Below are 21,154 nucleotides of genomic sequence, written 5' to 3' on the forward strand. Positions count from 1 at the left end.
CCGCGGGGGCGTCGGACGGCTCAGGCGTCGTAGGTGACGTCTCCGCTGACCGTCCAGACGCTCTCCCACGCCCGCGAGCGGTCGCTGCGGAGCGCGGCCTCGACGATCTCGGCGGCCGACCAGGCGTCCGCGGCCGACGGCGCGAGCTGGCGACCCTCGAGCACCGAGGTGAGGAAGAGCGACGCCTCGATCGTCTTGAGGTCGTCGAAGCCCATGCTCGTCCCGGCGCCCGGCTGGAAGCGCGAGAAGTCGCCGAAGCCCGGCTGCGCCATGATCGTGCGGTAGCCGCTGGGGTCGTCGGCGAGCTGCAGCTCGTTCAGCCGCTGGAAGTCCCAGCGCAGCGAGCCCTTCGTGCCGTACACCTCGAGGGTGTACTCGGCGCGCGGCCCGACCGCGACCCGGCTCGCCTCCAGCACCGCGACCGCGCCGGACTCGAAGCGGCCGAGGACCGCCGCGTAGTCCTCGTTCTCGACCGCGCCGCGCTCGCCGCCCTCGGAGCCCTTGCTGAAGTGGCCCGCCGCGGCGGAGCCGGGCAGCGGGCGCTCGCGCACGAAGGTCTCGGTGAGCGCGGAGACCGAGTCGATCCGCCCCACCAGGTACTGCGCCAGGTCGGCGCCGTGCGAGAGCAGATCGCCGAGCACGCCCGAGCCGGCCCGCGCCTGCAGGAAGCGCCAGGTGAGCGCGCCGAGCGGGTCCGCGGAGTAGTCGGCGAGCAGGCGCACGCTCACGTTCGTGACGCGGCCGATCGCTCCCTCGCGGATCAGGGCGCGGGCCTGCGCGAGCGCCGGCGCGTGCCGGTAGTTGAAGCCGACCGAGGTGACGACGCCGGCGTCGGCCGCGGCGCGCGCGATCTCGGACGACTCGGCGGCGGAGCGGCCCATCGGCTTCTCGATCCAGAACGGCTTGCCGGCGGCCGCAGCGGCGAGGGCGACCTCGCGGTGCAGGAAGTTCGGCGCGCAGATCGAGACGATGTCGACCTCGGGGTCCTCGAGCACGTCGCGGTAGTCGGCCGTCGTCCGGCGGTAGCCCAGGACGTCCTCCGCCAGCGAGCGCGTGCCAGGATCGGTGTCGGCCGCCGACACGAGGTCCACGGCGACGCCGAGGTCCGGGTAGTGCTCCGGGACCGCGCGGTACGCCCGCGTGTGCAGGCGCCCCATCCAGCCGACCGACACCAGACCTACTCCGAAACGGTGCACCATTGCGCGCTCCTCCCTGCTTGTGACAGCAGCTCGGCACCCGATGCCTCTCACCGGTGAGCCGCTCCGAGCGTAGCGCAATGACAATATGTATTGACATTTGCAACCAGCGATTTCATACTCGACCCGACAACGACGTTCCGGACCGTCAGAGACGACGCCGTCCGCAGAGAAGGAGCTCTCCATGAAGAAGCGATTCCTCGCCGGCCTCGGCCTCGCAGCCTCGGCCGCCCTGCTGCTCAGCGGGTGCACGGGCACCGGGCAGGAGCCCGCCGCGACCACCGGCGGCGGCGGTGGCGCGGGCGGCGGCGGCGACTACACCTACGCGGTCGTCACCCACTCCGGCCCCGGCGACGCCTTCTGGGACCGCGTGAAGTCCGGCGCCGAGGCGGCCGGCGGCGACTACGGCGCGACCATCACCTACAACGCCGACCCCGACCCGGCGAAGCAGTCGCAGCTGATCGACAACGCGGTCGCCCAGCAGGTCGACGGCATCGTCGTCTCGATGGCGAACCCCGACGGCGTCAAGGACAGCGTCGAGAAGGCCGTCGCGGCCGGCATCCCGGTCGTCACCATCAACTCCGGCATCGAGCGCTCCGCCGAGTTCGGCGCCCTCACCCACATCGGCCAGAGCGAGACGGTCGCCGGCGAGGCGGTCGGCACGAAGCTCGCCGAGGCCGGCGCCACCAACGCGCTCTGCGTCATCCAGGAGGCGGGCAACGTCGGCCTCGAGGAGCGCTGCAAGGCGGCCGCCTCGACCTTCGGCGGCAGCATGAGCAACCTGCAGGTGGACGGCACGAACGACGCCGACGTCAAGGCGACCATCAAGTCCAAGCTGCAGGCCGACCCGTCCATCGACGGCGTGCTCACCCTCGGCGGCCAGTACGCGATCGACGCCGTCGGCGCCGTGTCGGAGTCGGGCAGCTCGGCCCAGGTCGGCACCTTCGACCTCTCCGAGGACGTCGTCACCGCGGTCGAGGACGGCTCGATCGTCTTCGCCGTCGACCAGCAGCCCTACGTCCAGGGCTTCCTGGGAGTGACCGCGCTCCAGCTCTACACGACCAACGGCAACGTCATCGGCGGCGGCCAGCCGGTCTACTCCGGACCCGCCTTCGTCACCAAGGAGAACGCGGCCGCGGTCGCCGAGTTCGCCGCGAACGGCACCCGCTAGCGGCCCCGGCCCGTCCCCGACAGGAGTCAGCAGTGACGACGACAGACATCGTGACGATCGCGACGAGGCCCCGCCTCGAGCGCCGTCCGCTCCGCAAGATCCTGGCCCGGCCCGAGACCGGCGCGTTCGTCGCCGCCCTCGCCGTGCTCGTGTTCTTCTCCCTCTACACCCCGCAGTTCCTGAGCTTCGCCGGGGCCGGGGTCTGGCTGGAGTCGGCCTCGACCTTCGGGATCATGGCCGTCGCCGTGGCGCTGCTGATGATCGGCGGCGAGTTCGACCTCTCCGCCGGCGTGATGACGGGCTTCTCCGCCCTCATCGTCGGGATCCTGACCACCCACTACGGACTCAGCATCTGGGTGGCGGTCTTCGTCTCGCTGATCGTCTGCCTCGGCGTGGGCGCCCTCAACGGCATCCTGGTGATGAAGACGGGGCTCCCGAGCTTCATCGTGACGCTCGGCACCTTCTTCGCCCTCGCAGGCATCGACCTGGCGGTGACGAAGATCATCACCGGCCAGGTCGCGATCCAGGGCATGACCAAGGTCCCGGGCTACGACGGCATCCAGCCGCTGTTCGGCTCGTCGGCCGGCATCGGCGGCGGCACCTTCTACGTGTCGGTGCTGTGGTGGTTCGTGGTGGCGGCCGTCGCGACCTGGATCCTGCTGCGCACCCGCGCCGGCAACTGGATCTTCGCGGTCGGCGGGGCGCAGACCGCGTCGCGCCAAGTCGGCGTCCCGGTGCTGAAGACCAAGATCGGCCTCTTCATGGGGACCGCCGGCGCCGCGTGGCTCGTCGGCATGATCTCGCTCTTCCGCACCTCGACGGTGCAGGCGAACACCGGCGTCGGCCAGGAGTTCATCTACATCATCTGCGCGGTCGTCGGCGGCTGCCTGATGACCGGCGGCTACGGCTCGGCGATCGGCGCCGCCCTCGGCGCGCTGATCTACGGGATGGTCTTCCAGGGCATCACCTTCGCCCAGTGGGACACCAACTGGCTGCGCACCGTCCTCGGCGGCATGCTGCTCGCCGCGGTGCTCCTCAACAACTTCGTCCGGACACGAGCAGGAGGCGGACGATGAGCGCCGACACGACGAGCGGCCCCTCGACCGGACAGCCGGCCGCGCCCCGCACCCCGGTGGGCACGACGATCGTCGAGGTCCGCGACATCGGCAAGAGCTACGGCGCCGTCAATGCGCTCGCCGGAGTCTCGACCACGGTCAACGCCGGCCAGGTCACCTGCGTCCTCGGCGACAACGGCGCCGGCAAGTCGACGTTCATCAAGATGCTCGCCGGTGCGCACACGCCCTCCGAGGGCGAGCTGCTCCTCGATGGGACGCCGGTCACCTTCTCGTCGCCGCGCGCCGCGCTGCAGGCGGGGATCGCGACCGTCTACCAGGACCTCGCGGTCGTGCCGCTGATGCCGGTCTGGCGCAACTTCTTCCTCGGCTCCGAGATCACCAGGGGGCGCGGACCGCTGCGCCGTCTGGACGTGAAGCGGATGAAGGAGATCACGCAGAGCGAGCTGGCGAACATGGGCATCGACCTGCGCGACGTCGACCAGCCGATCGGCACCCTCTCCGGAGGCGAGCGCCAGTGCGTCGCCATCGCCCGCGCCGTGTACTTCGGTGCCCGCGTGCTGATCCTGGACGAGCCGACCGCGGCGCTGGGCGTCAAGCAGTCGGGCGTGGTGCTCAAGTACATCGCCCGCTCCCGCGACGCCGGGCTCGGCGTGGTCTTCATCACCCACAACCCGCACCACGCCTACCCGGTGGGCGACCGCTTCCTCCTCCTGAACCGCGGCACCAGCCTCGGCAACTTCGAGAAGAGCGAGATCACCCTCGGCGAGCTGACCAGCTTGATGGCCGGCGGCGCCGAGCTCGCCTCCCTCGCCCACGAGCTCGAGCGCTCGATGCCGGACTCCGCGGTCACCGCGGAGCTCGCGCACGAGGCCGCGGCGAGGCCGGAGTGACGGCGGGGCCCTAGGTGAGGCTTCCAGGTCAGGCGATCGATGCCCCGGGCAGGACGAACCGCACGCTCTCGGCCCGGAGCATCGTGAACGGGTCGATGCACGGAACCCCCATCGCGGCGCAGGCGTCCGGGATCTTGATCCTCCGGGTCGCCTGCGGCGCCGACTTCTCGTGAGTGACGACCGTGTGCCCGTGCGCGTGGGCGTACGCCACGAGCTGGAAGTCCCCGACACTGAGGAACTGGCTGACCGCGGCAGCGGTGAAGTCCGACGTGCTCGCCCAGGTCGAGACCAGCGCGAGGCTCGGGAGCGTGGCCTGGTCCATCCGGAGGAACATCGGAGCGCGTCCGCTCGCCCAGGTCGACAGGTCGTCAGCCGCGGCTCTCAACTCGTCCGCGATCCTGTCGATGCTGCAGAGGACGCCCGCGGAGTGCCCCTGATCCAGCCACTCCCAGAACGCGGGGACGAAGTCGAAACCGTAGTGCGCGTTCTTCGACGTGATGAAGATGTTGGCGTCCAGCAGATACATCACGCGACTCCCAGCTCGCGCGCGAGGCGGGCGAACGTCTCCGCCTTCTTCGTCGCCAGGAGGCTGTAGGCGTCACGGTGCAGTGTCCGACCCTCCTGCGTGTCGACGATGACGGCGCGAGCGAAGAGACGGCTCACCTTGAGCGGGTGGCTCAGGGAGAAGTCCCCGCCGCTTCCGCTCCTTCGGCTCTCGAGGATCGCGCGCACCCGAGCCAGCTCCTCCGCGTGGCGCGCTCGGTAGTCGTCCCACTCCAGGAACGCGGCGTCGAAGATCCGCCGGAGGACCACGAGGGTGCTGACCCGGTAGATCCGCGCGAGACGTTCGAGTTCCGCGACGTCGGCCTCCCCGCGGTACTCCGCGCGCACGGCGTCCAGCGGAACGAGGACCTCCGCGGCGACCCGATTGCACCAGACCTCGACCTCGGCGGTCCGGTCGTCGTCCACCGACGCGTCGTCGACGCCGCCCAGTCCCAGCCACAGGTGTGCCACCTCGTGGACGAGGGTGAAGATCTGCGCGGCCTTCGTGTCCGCGCTGTTCACGAAGACGAGCGGTGCGAACTCGTCGCTCAGCGCGAAGCCGCGGAACTCGCTGCTGTCGAGCCTGCGGTGGGTGTTGCTTCCGACGACACCGTTCACCATCACGAGGACACCCAGCTCCTCGATCGTGTCGATGAGCCGGCGGAGAGCGGACTCCCCGCTCGTGAAGAGGTGGCGCTTCGTCGTCTCGAATCGGAGGGCGGTCCGGATCGCGGCCGCCGTCTCCGCGACGGGGGCTCGGACATCGACGCTGCCGATGAAGGGCAGGCGCGGATGGCCGTTCAGGATGCAGTGGTTCCTGAACCAGTCCTGGCGCCGCTGGCAGAGGTAGATCGTCTCCAGGAGGTCGGCGCTGGGAGCGGCGATGTGCGCATTCCCGACGGTCCGGTAATCCGGAACAGGCAGGGTCTCGACCGGTGCCTCATCGAGGAAGAAGTAGCCGACCGGCGCTCGGGTCGCGGTCGCGAACCGCTCGAGCTGCGGGAAGGTCGGGTTCTTCTCGCCCGCCTCCCAGGAGCGCAGGTCGGGGAAGCGGCGGTGGAGGTCTCCTGCATCGACTCCGGACCGCTCGACGGCCCAGGCGAGCAGCTGACGCTTCACCGGCACTCGGATGCTCATCGGCTCTCTCCCGGGTTCTCTCGTCATCGGTGTGCGGCGGAGTGGCGGCTCGTGCTCCCGGACGGAGCGGAGCCGGCGCGCTCCATGGTCGCAGGTGCCGCCGTCCGCGGGGCCGACGTGTCCCGTTTTGCATGTTCGCTTGTTAGGACATTCCGTGTAGAGTCGGACCAGCATTCCTCCTCGATCCACGTCTCCGCCGAAGCGACGGGCGACAGAGAGTTGTACAGAGTCGTATGAGTCCCTCCACCACGCCCTACGACGTCCTGACCATCGGCCGGGTCGGGGTCGACATCTACCCGCTGCAGGACGGCCTCGGGCTCGAGGACGTCGAGACCTTCGGCAAGTACCTCGGCGGGAGCGCCGCCAACGTCGCGATCGCGGCCGCCCGGCACGGGCACTCCGCCGCGCTGATCTCGCGGGCCGGCGACGACCCGTTCGGCCGCTACGTGAAGCGCGAGCTGGTCCGGCTCGGCGTCTCGGACGAGTTCGTCGGCACCGAGCCGGACCTGGCCACCCCGGTCACGTTCTGCGAGATCTTCCCGCCGGACGACTTCCCGCTGTACTTCTACCGCAAGCCCAAGGCCCCCGACCTGGCGATCACCGCGCAGTCGCTCGACCTCGACGCGATCGTCCGGGCGAAGGTCTACTGGTCGACCGTCACCGGGCTGACGGAGGAGCCCAGCCGGTCCGCGCACTTCGTCGCCTGGCAGGCGCGCGACCGCCGGCCGTTCACCGTGCTCGACCTGGACTACCGGCCGATGTTCTGGCGCTCGCCGGAGCGGGCCTCGCAGGAGGTCGCGAAGGCGCTGGAGTGGGTCACCGTCGCGGTCGGCAACCGGGAGGAGTGCGAGGTCGCCGTCGGTGAGACCGACCCGTCGCGCGCGGCCGACGCGCTCCTCGACCGGGGCGTCGAGCTCGCGATCGTCAAGCAGGGGCCCCGCGGCGTGCTCGCGAAGACCCGCTCCGAGACGGTCGAGGTCGCGCCCTTCCCGGTCCAGGTCGTCAACGGCCTCGGCGCCGGGGACAGCTTCGGCGGCGCGCTCATCCACGGCCTCGTCGAGGGCTGGGACCTCGAGCGCATCCTCCGCTTCGCGAACGTCGCCGGCGCGATCGTCGCCTCGCGGCGCGAGTGCTCGACGGCGATGCCCACCACGGCCGAGGTCGAGGCCTTCCTGAAGGAGCGCACCGATGTCACGCTCTGATCGCGACTTCGCGGAGCTGCGCCGGCTCCGCGCCGAGGACCCGGCCGCCGTCGCACGGGCGCTCGCCGGGCGCCGCCGCCGTCCGCTGCTCGGCGGGAACGGCCGGCTGCTGCTCGTGGCCGCCGACCACCCCGCCCGCGGCGCGCTCGGCGTGCGCGGCGAGGCGATGGCGATGGCGGACCGCTACGACCTGCTCGACCGCCTCGCGACCGCGCTCTCGCGGCCGGGAGTGGACGGGGTGCTCGGCACGCCGGACATCATCGACGACCTCGCCCTGCTCGGGCTGCTCGACGACAAGGTCGTGGTCGGATCGATGAACCGCGGCGGCCTGCGCGGCGCCTCCTTCGAGATGGACGACCGCTTCACCGGCTACGACATCGACGGGATCGTCCGCGACGGCCTCGACTTCGCGAAGACGCTGCTGCGGATCAACCTCGCCGACGCCGGCTCGGTCGCGACGCTCGAGGCCAACGCGGCGGCCGTGACCGCGGCCGCGGCGGCCCACGTGCCGATCATGCTCGAGCCCTTCCTGAGCGAGTGGGTCGACGGCGCCGTCGTCAACGACCTCTCCGCCGACGCCGTCATCACGTCCATCGCGATCGCCTCCGGGCTCGGCTCGTCCTCGGCCTACACCTGGATGAAGCTGCCCGTCGTCGACGAGATGGAGCGGGTGATGGCCGCCACCACCCTCCCGACGCTGCTGCTCGGCGGCGACCCGACGGGGAGCCCCGACGAGACCTACGCGGCATGGGGTGCGGCTCTCGCGCTGCCCGGTGTCCGCGGCCTCGTCGTCGGGCGCACCCTCCTCTACCCGGCCGACGGCGACGTCGCGGCAGCGGTCGACACCGCCGCCGCGCTCGTGCACGGCTGACCGCACCCCTGACCGACAAGCCCCTCTCCCACGAACCCCCTCTCCCACGAACCCCCTCTCCCACGAACAGAGACAGGAATCATGTCCGAGACCATCGGAACCACCCCGCTGCACCAGCTCGCCGTCGTCCCGCACTGGATCGACGGGCGCGAGTCGCCCTCGACCTCGGGCCGCACCGCGCCGGTCTTCGACCCCGCGCTGGGTGTCGCGACCAAGGAGGTGGCGCTGGCCGACGAGGCCGAGATCGCCGCGGCGATCGCCTCCGCGAAGGCCGCGTTCCCGGCCTGGCGCGACCTGTCGCTGGCGAAGCGGCAGCAGATCCTCTTCTCCTTCCGCGAACTCCTGGAGGCGAAGAAGGGCGAGCTGGCCGAGATCATCACGTCCGAGCACGGCAAGGTCGTCTCGGACGCGCTCGGCGAGATCACCCGCGGGCAGGAGGTCGTGGAGTTCGCGACCGGGCTCGCGCACCACCTCAAGGGCGAGTACTCGGAGCAGGTCTCGACCGGCGTCGACGTCTACTCCACCAAGCAGCCGCTCGGCGTGGTCGGGATCATCTCCCCGTTCAACTTCCCGGCGATGGTGCCGATGTGGTTCTTCCCGATCGCGATCGCGGCCGGCAACACCGTCATCCTCAAGCCCAGCGAGAAGGACCCGACCGCGGCGATCTGGCTCGCGAAGCTGTGGAAGGAGGCCGGCCTGCCCGACGGCGTCTTCACCGTGCTCAACGGCGACAAGCAGGCCGTCGACGGGCTGCTGACCTCGCCCGACGTCCGCTCGATCTCCTTCGTCGGCTCCACGCCGATCGCGCAGTACGTCTACGAGACCGGGACGAAGCACGGCAAGCGCGTGCAGGCCCTCGGCGGGGCGAAGAACCACATGCTGGTGCTGCCGGACGCGGACCTCGACCTGGTCGCCGACTCGGCGATCAACGCGGGCTTCGGCTCGGCGGGGGAGCGCTGCATGGCGATCTCGGTCGTCGTCGCCGTCGAGCCCGTCGCGGACGAGCTGATCGCCAAGATCCAGGACCGCGCGTCGAAGCTGCGCATCGGCGACGGCCGCCGCGGCTGCGACATGGGACCGCTGGTCACCGAGGTCCACCGCGACAAGGTCGCCTCCTACATCGCGATCGCCGAGCAGGACGGCGCCGAGGTCGTCATCGACGGCCGCGGCATCGAGGTCGACGGCGACCCGAACGGCTTCTGGCTCGGCCCGACACTGCTCGACAAGGTCCCCACCACCTCCCGCGCCTACACCGAGGAGATCTTCGGACCGGTGCTCTCGATCGTGCGCGTCGCCACCTACGAGGAGGGCGTCGAGCTCATCAACACCGGTGCGTTCGGCAACGGCACCGCGATCTTCACCAACGACGGCGGGGCCGCGCGGCGCTTCCAGAACGAGGTCCAGGTCGGGATGATCGGCATCAACGTGCCCATCCCGGTGCCGGTGGCGACGTTCTCGTTCGGTGGCTGGAAGTCGTCGCTGTTCGGCGACACCAAGGCCCACGGGGCCGAGGGCGTTCGCTTCTTCACGCAGCAGAAGGCGATCACGTCGCGCTGGCTGGACCCGTCGCACGGCGGCATCAACCTCGGCTTCCCTCAGAACTGAGCCGTTGTGCCTCGCTCCTCCTTCGTCGTCGCTCGGCCGCGGTCGGCTTCGCGAAGGGGGAGCGTCCCGCAGAGCGTTCTGCGTCCGCGCACGTCGAATCGCTGGCACGCGATTCACCGGTTGCGCTCCACCCTTATGCAGACGCATCGGGCTCACATGCTGGTCGAGTAGCCGCCGCAGGCGGCGTATCGAGACCCGCCCCGCCGGCACCCCCGCACCCAGACACGACGGAAGGCCCGAGATGACCACGCACAACGAGTGGCTGTTCCCGCGGGGCGCGCTCGCCCGCGACGGCTGGGAGTCCGTCGTCGACGGCGGCCTGCCCGGCTGGCGGCACACGGGCCTCCGCGTCGCGGAGCTGGGCCCCGGCGACGAGCTCGCGCTCCCGGCGGCGGGCGTCGAGCGCCTCGTCGTCCCGCTCTCCGGCTCCTTCACTGTCCGGCACGAGGCATCCGGCCCTGCCGAGACCACCGTCCTGGCGGGCCGGGCCTCGGTCTTCGGCGGCCCCAGCGACGTGCTCTACCTCTCGACGCTCTCCTCCGCGACGGTGTCGGGGGAGGGTCGTGTCGCGATCGCGGAGGCGCCCGCCGCGACCGCGCACCCGAGCCGCTACGTCCCGCGCGCCGAGGTCCCCGTCGAGCTGCGCGGCGCCGGCCGCTCCAGCCGGCAGGTGCACAACTTCGGCACCCCGAGCGCGCTCGAGGCCGACCGCTTCATCGTCTGCGAGGTGATCACTCCGGCCGAGAACTGGTCGAGCTACCCCGCGCACAAGCACGACGAGGACGTCCCCGGGCACGAGTCGCGGCTCGAGGAGATCTACTACTTCGAGACCGCCGTCAGCCGCGGCGTCGAGGCGCCCGCGGGCGCCGAGCCGTTCGGGATGTTCAGCACCTCCACCTCGCCCGCCGGCGAGATCGCGATCGACGCGACCGTGCGCACCGGCGACATCGCCCTCGTCCCGTTCGGCTACCACGGCCCCGCCGTTGCGGCGCCGGGCTACGACCTCTACTACCTCAACGTGATGGCCGGCCCGGGCGAGGAGCGCGCCTGGCTGATCAGCGACCACCCGGCGCACGGCTGGATCCGCAGCACCTGGGACGACCAGGCCATCGACCCCCGACTCCCGTACACGCCCGACAGCACACCCAGCACCACCGGAGGACAGCACTGATGGCCGACAAGACCCAGCGGATGACCGTGAGCCAGGCGCTCGTCGAGTTCCTCGCCCGGCAGTGGACCGTGGACGGCGACCACCGCGAGCGCACGATCCCGGGGATGTTCGGCATCTTCGGGCACGGCAACGTCGCCGGTATCGGCCAGGCGCTCGCGCAGTCGAACGCCCTCGACCCGACCCTGATGCCGTACCACCAGGCCCGCAACGAGCAGGCGATGGTGCACCAGGCCGTCGGCTACGCCCGCATGCACCGCCGGCTCGGCACCTACGCCAGCGCCGCCTCCGTCGGCCCGGGCGCCGCCAACATGCTGACCGGCGCCGCCCTCGCGACCGCGAACCGGCTCCCGGCGCTGCTGCTGCCCAGCGACACCTTCGCGACCCGCGTCGCCGACCCCGTCCTGCAGCAGCTCGAGCTGCCGCACGACATCGGCATCACCGTGAACGACGCCTTCCGGCCGCTCTCGCGCTTCTTCGACCGCGTGCAGCGGCCCGAGCAGCTCTACTCGATCGCCCTCGCCGCGCTGCGCGTGCTGACCGACCCGGCCGAGACCGGCGCGGTCACCATCGCCCTGCCCGAGGACGTCCAGGCCGAGGTGCTCGACGTCCCCGTCGCCTTCCTCGAGGAGCGCGAGTGGCACCTGCGCCGTCCGGTCCCGGAGCGCGGACCGCTCGAGCGCGCGGTCGCGGCGATCGCCGCCGCCCGGAACCCGATCGTCGTCGCCGGCGGCGGCGTGATCTACTCCGGCGCCGAGGAGGCGCTGCGCGCGTTCGCCGAGGCCACCGGCGTCCCCGTCGCCACGACCCAGGCCGGCGGCGGCGCCCTCGCCTGGGACCACCCGCAGTACCTCGGCGGGATCGGCGCCACCGGCTCCACCGCCGCGAACCGCCTCGCGGCCGACGCCGACGTCGTCATCGGCATCGGCACGCGCTACAGCGACTTCACCACCGCCAGCCGCACCGTCTTCCAGAACGACGGCGTCGTGTTCGTGAACGTCAACGTCGCCGCGTTCGACGCCTACAAGCACGGCAGCCGGCTGCCGATCATCGCCGACGCCCGCGAGACGCTGGAGGCGCTGCGCGAGCAGCTGAGCAGGTTCCACGTCTCCGAGGAGTACGCCGAGCGCCTCCGCCGCGAGAAGGCGGAGTGGGACGCCGCGGTCGACGCCGCGTTCGCCCCCTCCGGGCTCGCGCTGCCCGGCCAGGCCGAGATCATCGGCGCGGTGCAGTCCGCGACCGACCCCGAGGACGTCATCGTGCAGGCGGCCGGCTCGCTGCCCGGCGACCTGCACAAGCTGTGGCGGGTGCGCGACAGCCTCGGCTACCACGTCGAGTACGCCTTCTCCTGCATGGGCTACGAGATCGCCGGCGGCCTGGGCGTCAAGCGCGGGGCGGAGGCGTCGGGGTCGGACCGCGACGTCGTCGTGATGGTCGGCGACGGCTCCTACCTGATGCTGCACACCGAGCTGGTGACCGCGGTGGCCGAGGGACTGAAGATCATCGTGGTGCTGATCCAGAACCACGGCTACGCCTCGATCGGGCACCTGTCCGAGACCGTCGGCTCCGGCCGCTACGGCACGCAGTACCGCGGGCTCGACGACCGCGAGATCCCGCTCGATCTCGCCGCGAACGCGCGCAGCTACGGCGTCGACGTGATCGAGGTGGCGCCGAGCGGGACCTCGATCGACGACCTGCGCGCCGCGATGGCCGCCGCGAAGGCGTCCGACCGCACGACCCTCATCCACATCAACAGCGACCCGCTGCTCTACGCGCCGAGCGGCGAGGGCTGGTGGGACGTGCCCGTCGCCGAGGTGTCCGAGCTGCCGAGCACGCGGCGGGCGTTCGAGGAGTACACGCGGCAGCGGGCGGCGCAGAAGCCGCTGCTGGGCTGAGCGCCGACGGGAAGCGCTGCACTAATGTCAGGACATTTGCACAGAATTCGCCTAGAATGAGCATCACCGCCACCGGCGCCGACGCGCCCCATCCCCTGGAGAAGACCATGAGCGCCACCGTGACCGCCGACGCAGCGACCGCCCCGTACGAGCCGCTGCGGGCCGGCGCCGCGACGGCGACCAGCCTCTGGAACGACTCCGCGGACCTCGAGGAGCTCGGCCGGTCGATCGCGTTCGGCGCGGTCGGCGCGACCTGCAACCCGGTGATCGCGCTCACCACCATCGAGAAGCACCTCGACGTGTGGGGCCCGCGGATCGCGGCGCTCGCTGAGCAGCACCCCACCGCGGGCGAGAGCGAGCTCGGCTGGCTGGCCATCGAGCAGATGTCGATCGAGGCGGCCGAGCTGCTGCTGCCCGCGTTCCGCGCGAGCGGCGGACGGGACGGGCGCCTCTCGGTGCAGACCGACCCGCGGCTGCACCGCGACGCCGACGCGCTCGTCGCGCAGGCCGTGCACTTCTCGGAGCTCGCAGAGAACATCATCGTGAAGATCCCCGCGACCGCGATCGGCATCCGCGCGATCGAGGAGGCGACCTACCGCGGCGTCAGCATCAACGCGACCGTGTCGTTCACGGTCGCGCAGGCCGTGGCCGTCGCCGAGGCGATCGAGCGCGGCTTCGACCGCCGCGAGGCCGAGGGGCTGCCGGACCACGAGTTCGGCTCCGTCGTCACCATCATGGGCGGGCGCCTCGACGACTGGATCAAGGCGTCGGTGGCGACCGACCGCCGCCTCGTGCAGCCCGGATACCTGGACTGGGCGGGCGTCGCGGCGCTCAAGGAGGCGTACCGGATCTTCCGGGAGCGCGGCTACCGCTCGCGCATCCTCTCCGCCGCGTTCCGCAACCACCTGCAGTGGTCGGAGCTGGTGGGCGGCGACCTCGTCGTCTCGCCGCCGTTCGAGTGGCAGCTGCTGATCCACGAGAACCGCATCGAGGTCGACCCGGCGCAGATCGACGTCCCGGTCCCCGCCGAGATCCTGTCCGCGCTGCTCGAGCTCCCCGAGTTCCGCCGCGCCTACTTCGAGGACGGCATGACCGTCGACGAGTTCGGCTCGTTCGGCGCCACCCGCCGCACCCTCCGCCAGTTCCTCGATGCGGACGCCCGCCTCGACGCCCTCGTCCGCGAGATCCTCCTCCCGACGATCTAGCCCCTGCGTCGTCCGGTGGGTGGGTCTCGATACGCGCTGCGCGCTACTCGACCAGCACGGGCGGATGCGCGTCCGGCACGGGGCGCGGTTCATGCTGATCGAGCAGCCCGCGGAGCGGGCGTCTTCCATGCTGATCGAGTAGCCCGCGGAGCGGGCGTATCGAGATCCACCACCGTCTGCACCTGAGTCTGCAGACCCGCCCTGCTGGTGACGGCGGGTCTCGATACGCCCCTGGCGGGGCTACTCGACCAGCATGAAAGGGTGCCGGTCAGCGCGCCAGGTACGCGCGCCAGCCGCCGAAGGCGGTGATGTCGTCCGCGCCGGCGAGGGCGATCGGCTCGACGAGGAAGCCGCTGACGAGCGAGCCGTCGGCGAGCGACACCGAGCCGATGGCCATCGGCTGGGGGAGCGCCGCGACGAAGGAGCCGAACGCGGCCTCCGTCAGCCGGTAGACCTCGACCTCGAGCGCCGCGCCGCCCTCGGCGACCCGCACGACGCCGGGCTTCGGCGGCACGGTCGACAGCGCGTAGAGCCGGTAGTCGGCGCTCGTGGTCGTCGCCTCGACGAACTCCGCGTCGCGATCCGCGAGCTGGTGGTGCAGCGGCTGGTCGCGCAGGTGCGCGCCGGCGACGGCGAGAAGGACGGTGGTCGCGGCGGCGGTGCTCATGAGCGGCTCCAGACGAGATCGGCGAGCTGGTGGTCGGAGAAGGCGGGGCCGATCAGCTGCACGCCGAACGGCAGTCCGTCGACGACCCCCGCGGGGTAGGCGACGGCCGCCAGATCGAGCAGGTTCGCGAAGTTGGTGAAGCGCCCGAGCCGCGAGTTGACGCCGATCGGGTCGGCGGCGACGGCCGCGAGCGTCGGGTGCTCGGTCGTCGTCGGCAGCAGCAGCGCGTCGATCCGCTCGAACACGGCGTCCGAGGCGACCCGCGCGCGGTCGAGCCGCTCCTGGTCCTGGAAGAGCTTCCAGGCCGGCAGCTCCCGCGACCGCGAGACGATGCCGCCGACCACCGGATCCACCTCGTCCGGGTGCGCGTCGACGAACGCGCCGACCGCCGCGTAGCGCTCGGCCACGAAGGCGCCGTCGTAGAGCATCCGCGCGGTCTCGAGGAACACCTCGATGTCGAGCTCGACCAGCGTCGCCCCCGCCTCGGCCCAGCGGGCGACCTCGGCGTCGAACGCCTCGGCCCAGCCGTCAGCCAGCTCGCCGAGCTGCCCCGGCCGCGGGACGCCGATCCGCGCGGTCGCCGCGAACGGCGCCGCGACTCCGCTGCGGCTGAGCGGATCGCGCGAGTCCGGCCCGGCCATGACGTCGAGCGCGCGCCGGGCGATCGCCGGATCCGCCGCCATCACCGTCACCACGTCCAGGCTCCGGCAGGCCGGCACCACGCCGGCGGCGCTGACCCAGCCCTTGGTCGGCTTCAGCCCGACCAGCCCGTGGAACGCGGCCGGCACCCGTCCGGAGCCCGCGGTATCGGTCCCGAGCGCGAAGTCCGCGCCGCCGAGCGCCACCGCGACCGCGGAGCCGGAGGACGAGCCGCCGGAGATGCGCGACGCGTCCACGGCGTGCCGCACCGCGCCGTACGGCGAGCGGGTGCCGACGAGTCCGGTCGCGAACTGGTCGAGGTTGGCCGAGCCGAGCACCACGGCTCCGGCCGCGCGCAGCCGCGCCACGACGGTCGCGTCCTCGGCGGGGGCGTACGCGAACGCCGGGCAGGCCGCGGTCGTCTCCAGACGCGAGACGTCGATGTTGCCCTTCACCGCGAACAGCAGCCCGGCGAGGGGGAGCGCCGGATCGACGGCCGCCAGCTCCGCGGCCACCTCGGCCTCGGGCCGCAGGGCGATGAACGCCTCGGGCCGGGCGGCCAGCCGCCGGTAGCGCTCGGCGACGTGCGCCGCGGGGTCCTGAATCGCGGGGTCCAGCGCGGGGTCGTCCATCATGCTGCGTCCTCTTCCTCGGCCTGCTCGGCCCTCGTCTCCAGCACCACGAGCACCGTGCCCGCGGCCACGTGCGCCCCGACCTCGGCGACCACGGCGACCACGCGCCCGGCCGCCGGAGCCGTCACGGGCGCCTCCATCTTCATCGCCTCGAGGGCGACCAGCGTCTGCCCGGCCGCGACCGTCTCGCCGACGGCCACGTCGATGCGGAACACCGTCGCCACGAACGGCGCCTCGACGCCCTCGCAGCCCTCCGGGATCTCCACCGCGGACGATGCGGGCGGCGCGGGCACCGCCTCCACGCGGTCGAACTCGCCGGACGCCTCCCAGGCGGCGCGCTCGGCGCCGAAGGCCCCGGCCTGCACCGCGCGGAAGTCGGCGATCGACTCCGCGTTCTCCGCGAGGAACTCCTGGTACTCCGCGAGCCCGAACTCGCCCTCCTCGATCCGCAGCGGCAGCCGCCCCGCGGCCATCTCCGAGCGCAGCTCGAGCAGCTCGTCCGGCTCCACCGGGTACCAGCGGATCCGGTCGAAGAACCGCAGCAGCCACGGCACGCCGGTCTCGAACGCTCCGGCCTGGTGGTGCGTCGACCAGATCGGCACCGTGCGGCCGACGAACTGGTAGCCGCCCGGCCCCTCCATCCCGTAGATGCAGAGGTAGGCGCCGCCGATGCCGACGGCGTTCTGCGGGGTCCAGGTGCGCGCCGGGTTGTACTTGGTGGTCACCAGCCGGTGCCGCGGGTCCAGCGGAGTCGCGACCGGCGCGCCGAGGTAGACGTCGCCGAGCCCGAGCACCAGGTACTCGGCCTCGAACACCGTGCGGTAGACCTCGTCGACGCTGTCCAGGCCGTTGATCCGGCGGATGAACTCGATGTTCCACGGGCACCACGGCGCGTCGTCGCGGACCCCCGCCATGTAGCGGCGGATCGCCTCGCGCGTCGACGGGTCGTCCCACGCCAGCGGCAGGTGCACGGTGCGGCTCGGCACGCGCAGATCGGCCGTCGCGGGCAGCAGCGCCTCGGCCGCGAGCACCGCCTCGGCGACCGCGTCGGTCGAGGTCGTCCGCGGGTCGAAGTGCACCTGCAGCGAGCGGATGCCCGGGGTCAGCTCGATCACGCCCGGCAGCGCCGCCTGCTCCAGCGTCTCGGCGATCGCGTGCACGCGCATCCGCGAGGCGAGGTCCAGAGTCATCTCGCCGATCTCGACGAGCAGGTTCGCGTCGCCGCTGCGGCGCAGCACCAGTGACGGATCGCCGTCGTGCGCGGGCCGGCGGTGCAGCACGCCCTGGTCGTCGACCGCCGCGCGGCCGGCCGCGGGCTCGGCGAGCGGAGCGTCGAGCAGTCCGGTCGCCTGCGCCGCGGTGACCGGCACGAAGCGCACGGTGTCGCCGGGGCGGAGCTGCCCGAGGCGCCAGAGGTGGCCGGTCGCGACGCTCGCGGGGCAGGTGAAGCCGCCGAGGCTCGGGCCGTCGGGTCCGAGCAGGATCGGCAGGTCGCCGGTGTAGTCGACGGCGCCGACCGCGTACGGGGTGTCGTGGATGTTGGAGGGGTGCAGCCCGGCCTCGCCGCCGTCCTCGCGGGCCCAGTGCGGCTTCGGGCCGAGCAGGCGGACGCCGGTGCGCGCCGAGTTGAAGTGCACCTCCCAGTCGGTGGCGTAGAAGACCGCCATGTCGTCCTCGGTGAAGAACTCCGGAGCGGCGTGCGGTCCCTCGAGCGCGGCGAGCGTCCAGGCGTGCGGGAACGCGGGGCGCTCCTCCACCGGCACGATCGCCACGGTGTTCGGGACGCTCGGCGTCCGCAGCCCGAGCACGTCGCCCGGGGCGAGCGCGCGCCCCGCGTGCCCGCCGATCGCGCCGAGGTCGAAGGTGCTGGCCGAGCCGAGCACGAGCGGGATGTCGAGCCCGCCCTCGACCAGCAGGTACATGCGCATGCCGCTCTCGGCCGTGCCGATGGCGAGGACGCCGCCGGCCGGCACCGCGACGGGCTCCCACTGCGCGATCGGCGCGCCGTCGAGGGTCGCCGGTGCGGGTGCCCCGGTGAGCACCACGCGGGTGGCGGTGTGGAAGCGGAGGGTCGGCCCGGTCATCGTGATCTCGAGTCCCGGCGCGTCCTCGGGGTTGCCGAGCGCGGTGTTGCCGAGCCGGAACGACAGCGCATCCATCGGTCCCGACGGCGGCACGCCGACCGGCCAGTAGCCCAGGCGCCCGGTCGCGTCCTGCACGGTGGTCAGCATCCCGCCCTTCAGCACCTCGACCCGCGGGCTCGCGTCGCGCAGGTCGTCGAGGGTCGCGGTGGAGTGCTCGGCCGCGAGCACCGAGGGCTCGGCGGCGATGGCCCGCAGTAGGCCGACGTTGGTCGCGATGCCGTCGACCCGGGTGGCGGCGAGCGCCCTCCCGAGCGCGGCCCAGGCCTCCTCGCGGGTGCCGCCGCTCACGATCACCTTCGCGAGCAGCGGGTCGTAGGAGGTGGAGACCTCGCTTCCGGGGCGGATCCAGCCGTCGACGCGGACGTCGTCGGGGAACTGCAGCCCGGTGATGGTGCCCGAGCTCGGCGCGTTGCCGAGGTCCGGGTTCTCCGCGTAGACCCGCGCCTCGACGGCCGCGCCGCTCGGCTCCGGGACCGCGTCGAGGAAGCCGGTCTCGCCCTGCGCGAGCCGCAGCATCCACTCGACCAGGTCGATGCCGTAGCGCGACTCCGTCACCGGGTGCTCGACCTGCAGCCGGGTGTTCACCTCGAGGAACGCCGCCTCCTGCCGGACCGGGTCGTAGATGTACTCGACCGTTCCCGCACTGCGGTAGCCGGCCTCGGCGCAGAGCCGGCGCGACGCCTCCGCGATGCGCTCGCGCACGGCGTCCGGCAGATCCGGGGCGGGGCTCTCCTCCACCACCTTCTGGTTGCGGCGCTGCAGCGAGCAGTCGCGGTCGCCGAGCGAGACGACGCGGCCGGCGCCGTCGCCGAAGACCTGCACCTCGACGTGCCGGGCGCGCTCGACCAGCCGCTCGAGGAACACGCCGGCGGAGGAGAAGCCGGCCTCGGCCAGGCGCCGCACCTCGCGCCAGGCGGCGCGCAGCTCGGCCTCGTCGCGGCAGGCGCGCATGCCGATGCCGCCGCCGCCCGCCGTCGCCTTGAGCATCACCGGGTAGCCGATCCGGTCGGCCTCGCGAGCCGCGTGGTCGGCGTCGTCGAGCAGCCCGGTGCCGGCCAGCAGTGGCACGCCCGCGCGCTCGGCGGCGTCGCGCGCGGTGTGCTTGGCGCCGAACACCTCCAGCTGCTCGGGAGTGGGGCCGACGAAGACGATGCCGGCCGCCGCGCAGGCGCGCGCGAACTCGGCGTTCTCGCTGAGGAAGCCGTAGCCCGGGTGGATCGCGCCGGCGCCGGTCTGCGCGGCCGCCGCGAGGATCCGGTCGATCCGCAGGTAGCTGTCGGCCGCAGGGGCCGGGCCGAGCCGCACCGCCTCGTCGGCGAGCGCGACGTGCGCGGCGCCGAGGTCGGCGTCGGAGTAGACCGCGACCGTGCGCAGGCCCATCGCCTTCGCGGTGCGGAGGATGCGGACCGCGATCTCGCCGCGGTTGGCGACGAGGAGGGTGTCGAAGGTCATGCGGTGCCCGTTCCCGCGTTCTCGCCGCTGTGCACGATCATCTCGGCGCGAGACGGGTCGAAGCCGTTGCACGGGTTGTTGATCTGCGGGCAGTTCGAGACGACGACGAGGGTGTCCCGCTCGGCCCGCAGAGTGACGCTGAGCCCGGGGGAGGAGATGCCGTCGACGATGCCGAGCGCGCCGTCCAGATCGACCGGCACGTTCATGAACCAGTTCACGTTCGAGACCTGGTCGCGCTTGCCCATCCCGTGCCGGGAGAGCTCGGCGACGAAGTTCTCGGCGCAGGCGTGCTGCGCCGTGGTGTGGAAGCCGTAGCGGAGCGCGTTGCTCTCCTTCGAGCAGGCGCCGCCGAGGGTGTCGTGGCGCTCGACGTCGGTCGCCACGACGGTCAGCAGCGGGCGGTGCTCGGCGTCGCGGAGCACCGAGCCGGTGACGAGGTACACCGTCTCCTGCGCCTGCAGCGTCGTGGCGGCGGAGTAGGCGGTGCGGTCCTCCGCGTCGTAGGCGAGGAAGTCGACGGCCTGGTTGCCGTCGACGTCGACGATCGTGAGGTGCTCGCCGCGCTTCAGGAGGCGCGACCAGGGGGCGCGGGCGGCGACGGTCTCGCGGTGGATCTCGGTGCCGTAGGTCGTGGTCGTGGTGGTGCTGCTCGTGCTCGTGTCGCTGCTCATGCGATGCCCCTCGCGCTCAGGTACTCGTCGGTCTGCAGGAAGGCGCGGCGGCCCTCCGGAGTGGCGTCGCGCTCGTCGGCGCTCGCCGGCTCGCCCGCCCAGGCGTGCACGTCGACCGGGCCGACCGTGAACTCCGGCCGCGGGTCGAGCGGATGCGCGGTGTTCGCCAGCAGGACGATCGCCGGCATCTCGAGCCGCAGCGTCACCGAGCGGCCGGGTCCCGCGCCGCCGAGCCACTCCGGGCTGCCGTCCTCGCGGATCCGCACCCCCTGGAAGTACGAGACGCTCGGCGGCAGATCGCGTCGGCCGAGCCCGTGCTTGGCCGCGCCGAGCAGCAGCAGCTCGCGCCCGGCCGGCGACGGGCCCTGCGGGGAGCCGTCGCCGTAGCGCTCGACGTTCCGCGCCAGCGCGGTCGTGCCGTAGATCGTGTCGTGGCGGCCGGAGTCGTCGGCGACGACGCTCGCGAGCACGCGGCCCTGGTCGCTGAGGAGCAGCTGTCCGGCGCCGGCGTAGACCTGCCACTGCACCTTGACGGTGTCCGCGACGTTCAGCCGCTCGTGCGGCTCCATCGCGTTGTACACCAGGAGCGAGACGCAGGCGTCGCCGGTGACGTCGGTCAGTCGGAGGCGCGTGCCGCGGGCGAGGACGCGGTGGCCGTAGCCGCCGCCCTCGATCCGCTCGGACCAGTGCAGATCCGCCGGGGCGACGCCCTCCGGCGCGTCGGGGCGTGTGCTCGCCGCCGCCGCCTCCTGGGCGCGGGCGTGCTCGCGCGCACCCGCCGTGGTCGAGGTGCCTGATGTCGTCATACTGCGCCTGCTCCGTCTGCTGGTCCGGTCGCTGCCGGGGTTTCTATCGCTCGACAGGAAGTCAACCGCGCCCCCGTGTCGCCGCTGTGACCCCGACGTTGCGATCGTGTTTCGCGCGCGCCCCAGCCCTTCCCACTCTCCAGAAGTTGTCGTACTCGACCGCCGAGTACGACAACTTTCGAGG

The 21,154-nt window shown here is 72.4% G+C and carries 17 protein-coding genes; 9 read left to right on the forward strand and 8 right to left on the reverse strand.

Translation table 11 applies throughout. The features are described from left to right. Nucleotides 1-20 precede the first annotated feature (20 nt). Nucleotides 21-1,199: a Gfo/Idh/MocA family protein gene (locus EDF36_RS01625; RefSeq protein WP_123731633.1), complete on the reverse strand. Its 1,179-nt coding sequence runs from the start codon at nucleotides 1,197-1,199 to the stop codon at nucleotides 21-23. 181 nt (nucleotides 1,200-1,380) lie between these two features. Between EDF36_RS01625 and EDF36_RS01630 the strand changes: the two genes are divergently transcribed. The 3 genes from EDF36_RS01630 to EDF36_RS01640 are packed head-to-tail and all read left to right on the forward strand — an operon-like array spanning nucleotide 1,381 to nucleotide 4,333. Continuing rightward, nucleotides 1,381-2,367, forward strand: coding sequence for a sugar ABC transporter substrate-binding protein (locus EDF36_RS01630; RefSeq protein WP_123731634.1), 987 nt, complete (start codon nucleotides 1,381-1,383; stop codon nucleotides 2,365-2,367). A gap of 32 nt (nucleotides 2,368-2,399) precedes the next feature. After that, nucleotides 2,400-3,443: an ABC transporter permease gene (locus EDF36_RS01635; protein WP_123705871.1), complete on the forward strand. Its 1,044-nt coding sequence runs from the start codon at nucleotides 2,400-2,402 to the stop codon at nucleotides 3,441-3,443. Beyond that, the gene (locus EDF36_RS01640; RefSeq protein WP_123731635.1) at nucleotides 3,440-4,333 is read left to right on the forward strand and encodes an ATP-binding cassette domain-containing protein; all 894 of its coding nucleotides are present in this window, start codon (nucleotides 3,440-3,442) and stop codon (nucleotides 4,331-4,333) included. The genes EDF36_RS01635 and EDF36_RS01640 overlap by 4 nt, the downstream gene beginning before the upstream one ends. A 28-nt stretch (nucleotides 4,334-4,361) precedes the next feature. Here the strand turns inward: EDF36_RS01640 and EDF36_RS01645 are convergent, their stop codons facing one another. Both EDF36_RS01645 and EDF36_RS01650 read right to left on the reverse strand, forming a co-directional pair. Beyond that, nucleotides 4,362-4,859: a DUF4411 family protein gene (locus EDF36_RS01645; protein ID WP_123731636.1), complete on the reverse strand. Its 498-nt coding sequence runs from the start codon at nucleotides 4,857-4,859 to the stop codon at nucleotides 4,362-4,364. Further along, the gene (locus EDF36_RS01650) at nucleotides 4,859-6,013 is read right to left on the reverse strand and encodes an ImmA/IrrE family metallo-endopeptidase (protein ID WP_123731637.1); all 1,155 of its coding nucleotides are present in this window, start codon (nucleotides 6,011-6,013) and stop codon (nucleotides 4,859-4,861) included. The genes EDF36_RS01645 and EDF36_RS01650 overlap by 1 nt, the downstream gene beginning before the upstream one ends. A gap of 233 nt (nucleotides 6,014-6,246) precedes the next feature. Here EDF36_RS01650 and iolC point away from each other — a divergent pair, with 233 nt between their 5' ends. From iolC to EDF36_RS01680, 6 genes are all read left to right on the forward strand, one after another. Then, on the forward strand, nucleotides 6,247-7,215 hold the full coding sequence (gene iolC / locus EDF36_RS01655) for a 5-dehydro-2-deoxygluconokinase (RefSeq protein ID WP_123705867.1): 969 nt from the start codon (nucleotides 6,247-6,249) through the stop codon (nucleotides 7,213-7,215). After that, entirely contained in the window at nucleotides 7,202-8,086 is an 885-nt protein-coding gene (locus EDF36_RS01660) for a deoxyribose-phosphate aldolase (RefSeq protein ID WP_123731638.1), read from the forward strand. Before iolC ends, EDF36_RS01660 begins: the two co-directional genes overlap by 14 nt. Before the next feature lie 81 nt (nucleotides 8,087-8,167). Further along, nucleotides 8,168-9,691, forward strand: a complete 1,524-nt coding sequence (locus EDF36_RS01665; protein WP_123731639.1) for a CoA-acylating methylmalonate-semialdehyde dehydrogenase — start codon at nucleotides 8,168-8,170, stop codon at nucleotides 9,689-9,691. A gap of 241 nt (nucleotides 9,692-9,932) precedes the next feature. Further along, nucleotides 9,933-10,862 carry a 5-deoxy-glucuronate isomerase gene (gene iolB, locus EDF36_RS01670; protein ID WP_123731640.1) on the forward strand — a complete coding sequence of 310 codons (930 nt, stop codon included), beginning with the start codon at nucleotides 9,933-9,935 and terminating at the stop codon, nucleotides 10,860-10,862. Further along, nucleotides 10,862-12,754, forward strand: coding sequence for a 3D-(3,5/4)-trihydroxycyclohexane-1,2-dione acylhydrolase (decyclizing) (gene iolD / locus EDF36_RS01675; RefSeq protein ID WP_123731641.1), 1,893 nt, complete (start codon nucleotides 10,862-10,864; stop codon nucleotides 12,752-12,754). Before iolB ends, iolD begins: the two co-directional genes overlap by 1 nt. 56 nt (nucleotides 12,755-12,810) lie before the next feature. Further along, complete coding sequence (locus tag EDF36_RS01680; protein WP_260300480.1) at nucleotides 12,811-13,959, forward strand: transaldolase family protein; 1,149 nt, start codon at nucleotides 12,811-12,813, stop codon at nucleotides 13,957-13,959. 268 nt (nucleotides 13,960-14,227) lie between these two features. Here the strand turns inward: EDF36_RS01680 and EDF36_RS21515 are convergent, their stop codons facing one another. The 5 genes from EDF36_RS21515 to EDF36_RS01700 are packed head-to-tail and all read right to left on the reverse strand — an operon-like array spanning nucleotide 14,228 to nucleotide 20,970. After that, complete coding sequence (locus tag EDF36_RS21515) at nucleotides 14,228-14,626, reverse strand: hypothetical protein (protein WP_221181586.1); 399 nt, start codon at nucleotides 14,624-14,626, stop codon at nucleotides 14,228-14,230. Beyond that, the gene (gene atzF / locus EDF36_RS01685) at nucleotides 14,623-15,900 is read right to left on the reverse strand and encodes an allophanate hydrolase (protein ID WP_221181587.1); all 1,278 of its coding nucleotides are present in this window, start codon (nucleotides 15,898-15,900) and stop codon (nucleotides 14,623-14,625) included. Before atzF ends, EDF36_RS21515 begins: the two co-directional genes overlap by 4 nt. Continuing rightward, on the reverse strand, nucleotides 15,897-19,493 hold the full coding sequence (uca, locus tag EDF36_RS01690) for an urea carboxylase (protein ID WP_123731642.1): 3,597 nt from the start codon (nucleotides 19,491-19,493) through the stop codon (nucleotides 15,897-15,899). Before uca ends, atzF begins: the two co-directional genes overlap by 4 nt. Beyond that, nucleotides 19,490-20,164 (reverse strand): urea amidolyase associated protein UAAP2, encoded by a 675-nt coding sequence (locus tag EDF36_RS01695; RefSeq protein WP_123731643.1) that lies wholly within the window; start codon nucleotides 20,162-20,164, stop codon nucleotides 19,490-19,492. The genes uca and EDF36_RS01695 overlap by 4 nt, the downstream gene beginning before the upstream one ends. Further along, on the reverse strand, nucleotides 20,161-20,970 hold the full coding sequence (locus EDF36_RS01700; protein WP_123731644.1) for an urea amidolyase associated protein UAAP1: 810 nt from the start codon (nucleotides 20,968-20,970) through the stop codon (nucleotides 20,161-20,163). The genes EDF36_RS01695 and EDF36_RS01700 overlap by 4 nt, the downstream gene beginning before the upstream one ends. Nucleotides 20,971-21,154: the final 184 nt, after the last annotated feature.

This window comes from Rathayibacter sp. PhB152, assembly GCF_003751395.1.
GTDB classification, from domain to species: Bacteria; Actinomycetota; Actinomycetes; order Actinomycetales; family Microbacteriaceae; genus Rathayibacter; species Rathayibacter festucae.

Coding starts and splice junctions, on each gene's coding strand:
- uca (WP_123731642.1), bottom strand. CDS start 19,493: ATGACCTTCGACACCCTCCTCGTCGCCAACCGCGGCGAGATCGCGGTC.
- EDF36_RS01695 (WP_123731643.1), bottom strand. CDS start 20,164: ATGAGCAGCGACACGAGCACGAGCAGCACCACCACGACCACGACCTAC.
- EDF36_RS01625 (WP_123731633.1), bottom strand. CDS start 1,199: ATGGTGCACCGTTTCGGAGTAGGTCTGGTGTCGGTCGGCTGGATGGGG.
- EDF36_RS01650 (WP_123731637.1), bottom strand. CDS start 6,013: ATGAGCATCCGAGTGCCGGTGAAGCGTCAGCTGCTCGCCTGGGCCGTC.
- iolB (WP_123731640.1), top strand. CDS start 9,933: ATGACCACGCACAACGAGTGGCTGTTCCCGCGGGGCGCGCTCGCCCGC.
- EDF36_RS21515 (WP_221181586.1), bottom strand. CDS start 14,626: ATGAGCACCGCCGCCGCGACCACCGTCCTTCTCGCCGTCGCCGGCGCG.
- iolD (WP_123731641.1), top strand. CDS start 10,862: ATGGCCGACAAGACCCAGCGGATGACCGTGAGCCAGGCGCTCGTCGAG.
- EDF36_RS01645 (WP_123731636.1), bottom strand. CDS start 4,859: ATGTATCTGCTGGACGCCAACATCTTCATCACGTCGAAGAACGCGCAC.
- EDF36_RS01665 (WP_123731639.1), top strand. CDS start 8,168: ATGTCCGAGACCATCGGAACCACCCCGCTGCACCAGCTCGCCGTCGTC.
- EDF36_RS01680 (WP_260300480.1), top strand. CDS start 12,811: ATGAGCATCACCGCCACCGGCGCCGACGCGCCCCATCCCCTGGAGAAG.
- iolC (WP_123705867.1), top strand. CDS start 6,247: ATGAGTCCCTCCACCACGCCCTACGACGTCCTGACCATCGGCCGGGTC.
- EDF36_RS01700 (WP_123731644.1), bottom strand. CDS start 20,970: ATGACGACATCAGGCACCTCGACCACGGCGGGTGCGCGCGAGCACGCC.
- atzF (WP_221181587.1), bottom strand. CDS start 15,900: ATGATGGACGACCCCGCGCTGGACCCCGCGATTCAGGACCCCGCGGCG.
- EDF36_RS01630 (WP_123731634.1), top strand. CDS start 1,381: ATGAAGAAGCGATTCCTCGCCGGCCTCGGCCTCGCAGCCTCGGCCGCC.
- EDF36_RS01660 (WP_123731638.1), top strand. CDS start 7,202: ATGTCACGCTCTGATCGCGACTTCGCGGAGCTGCGCCGGCTCCGCGCC.
- EDF36_RS01640 (WP_123731635.1), top strand. CDS start 3,440: ATGAGCGCCGACACGACGAGCGGCCCCTCGACCGGACAGCCGGCCGCG.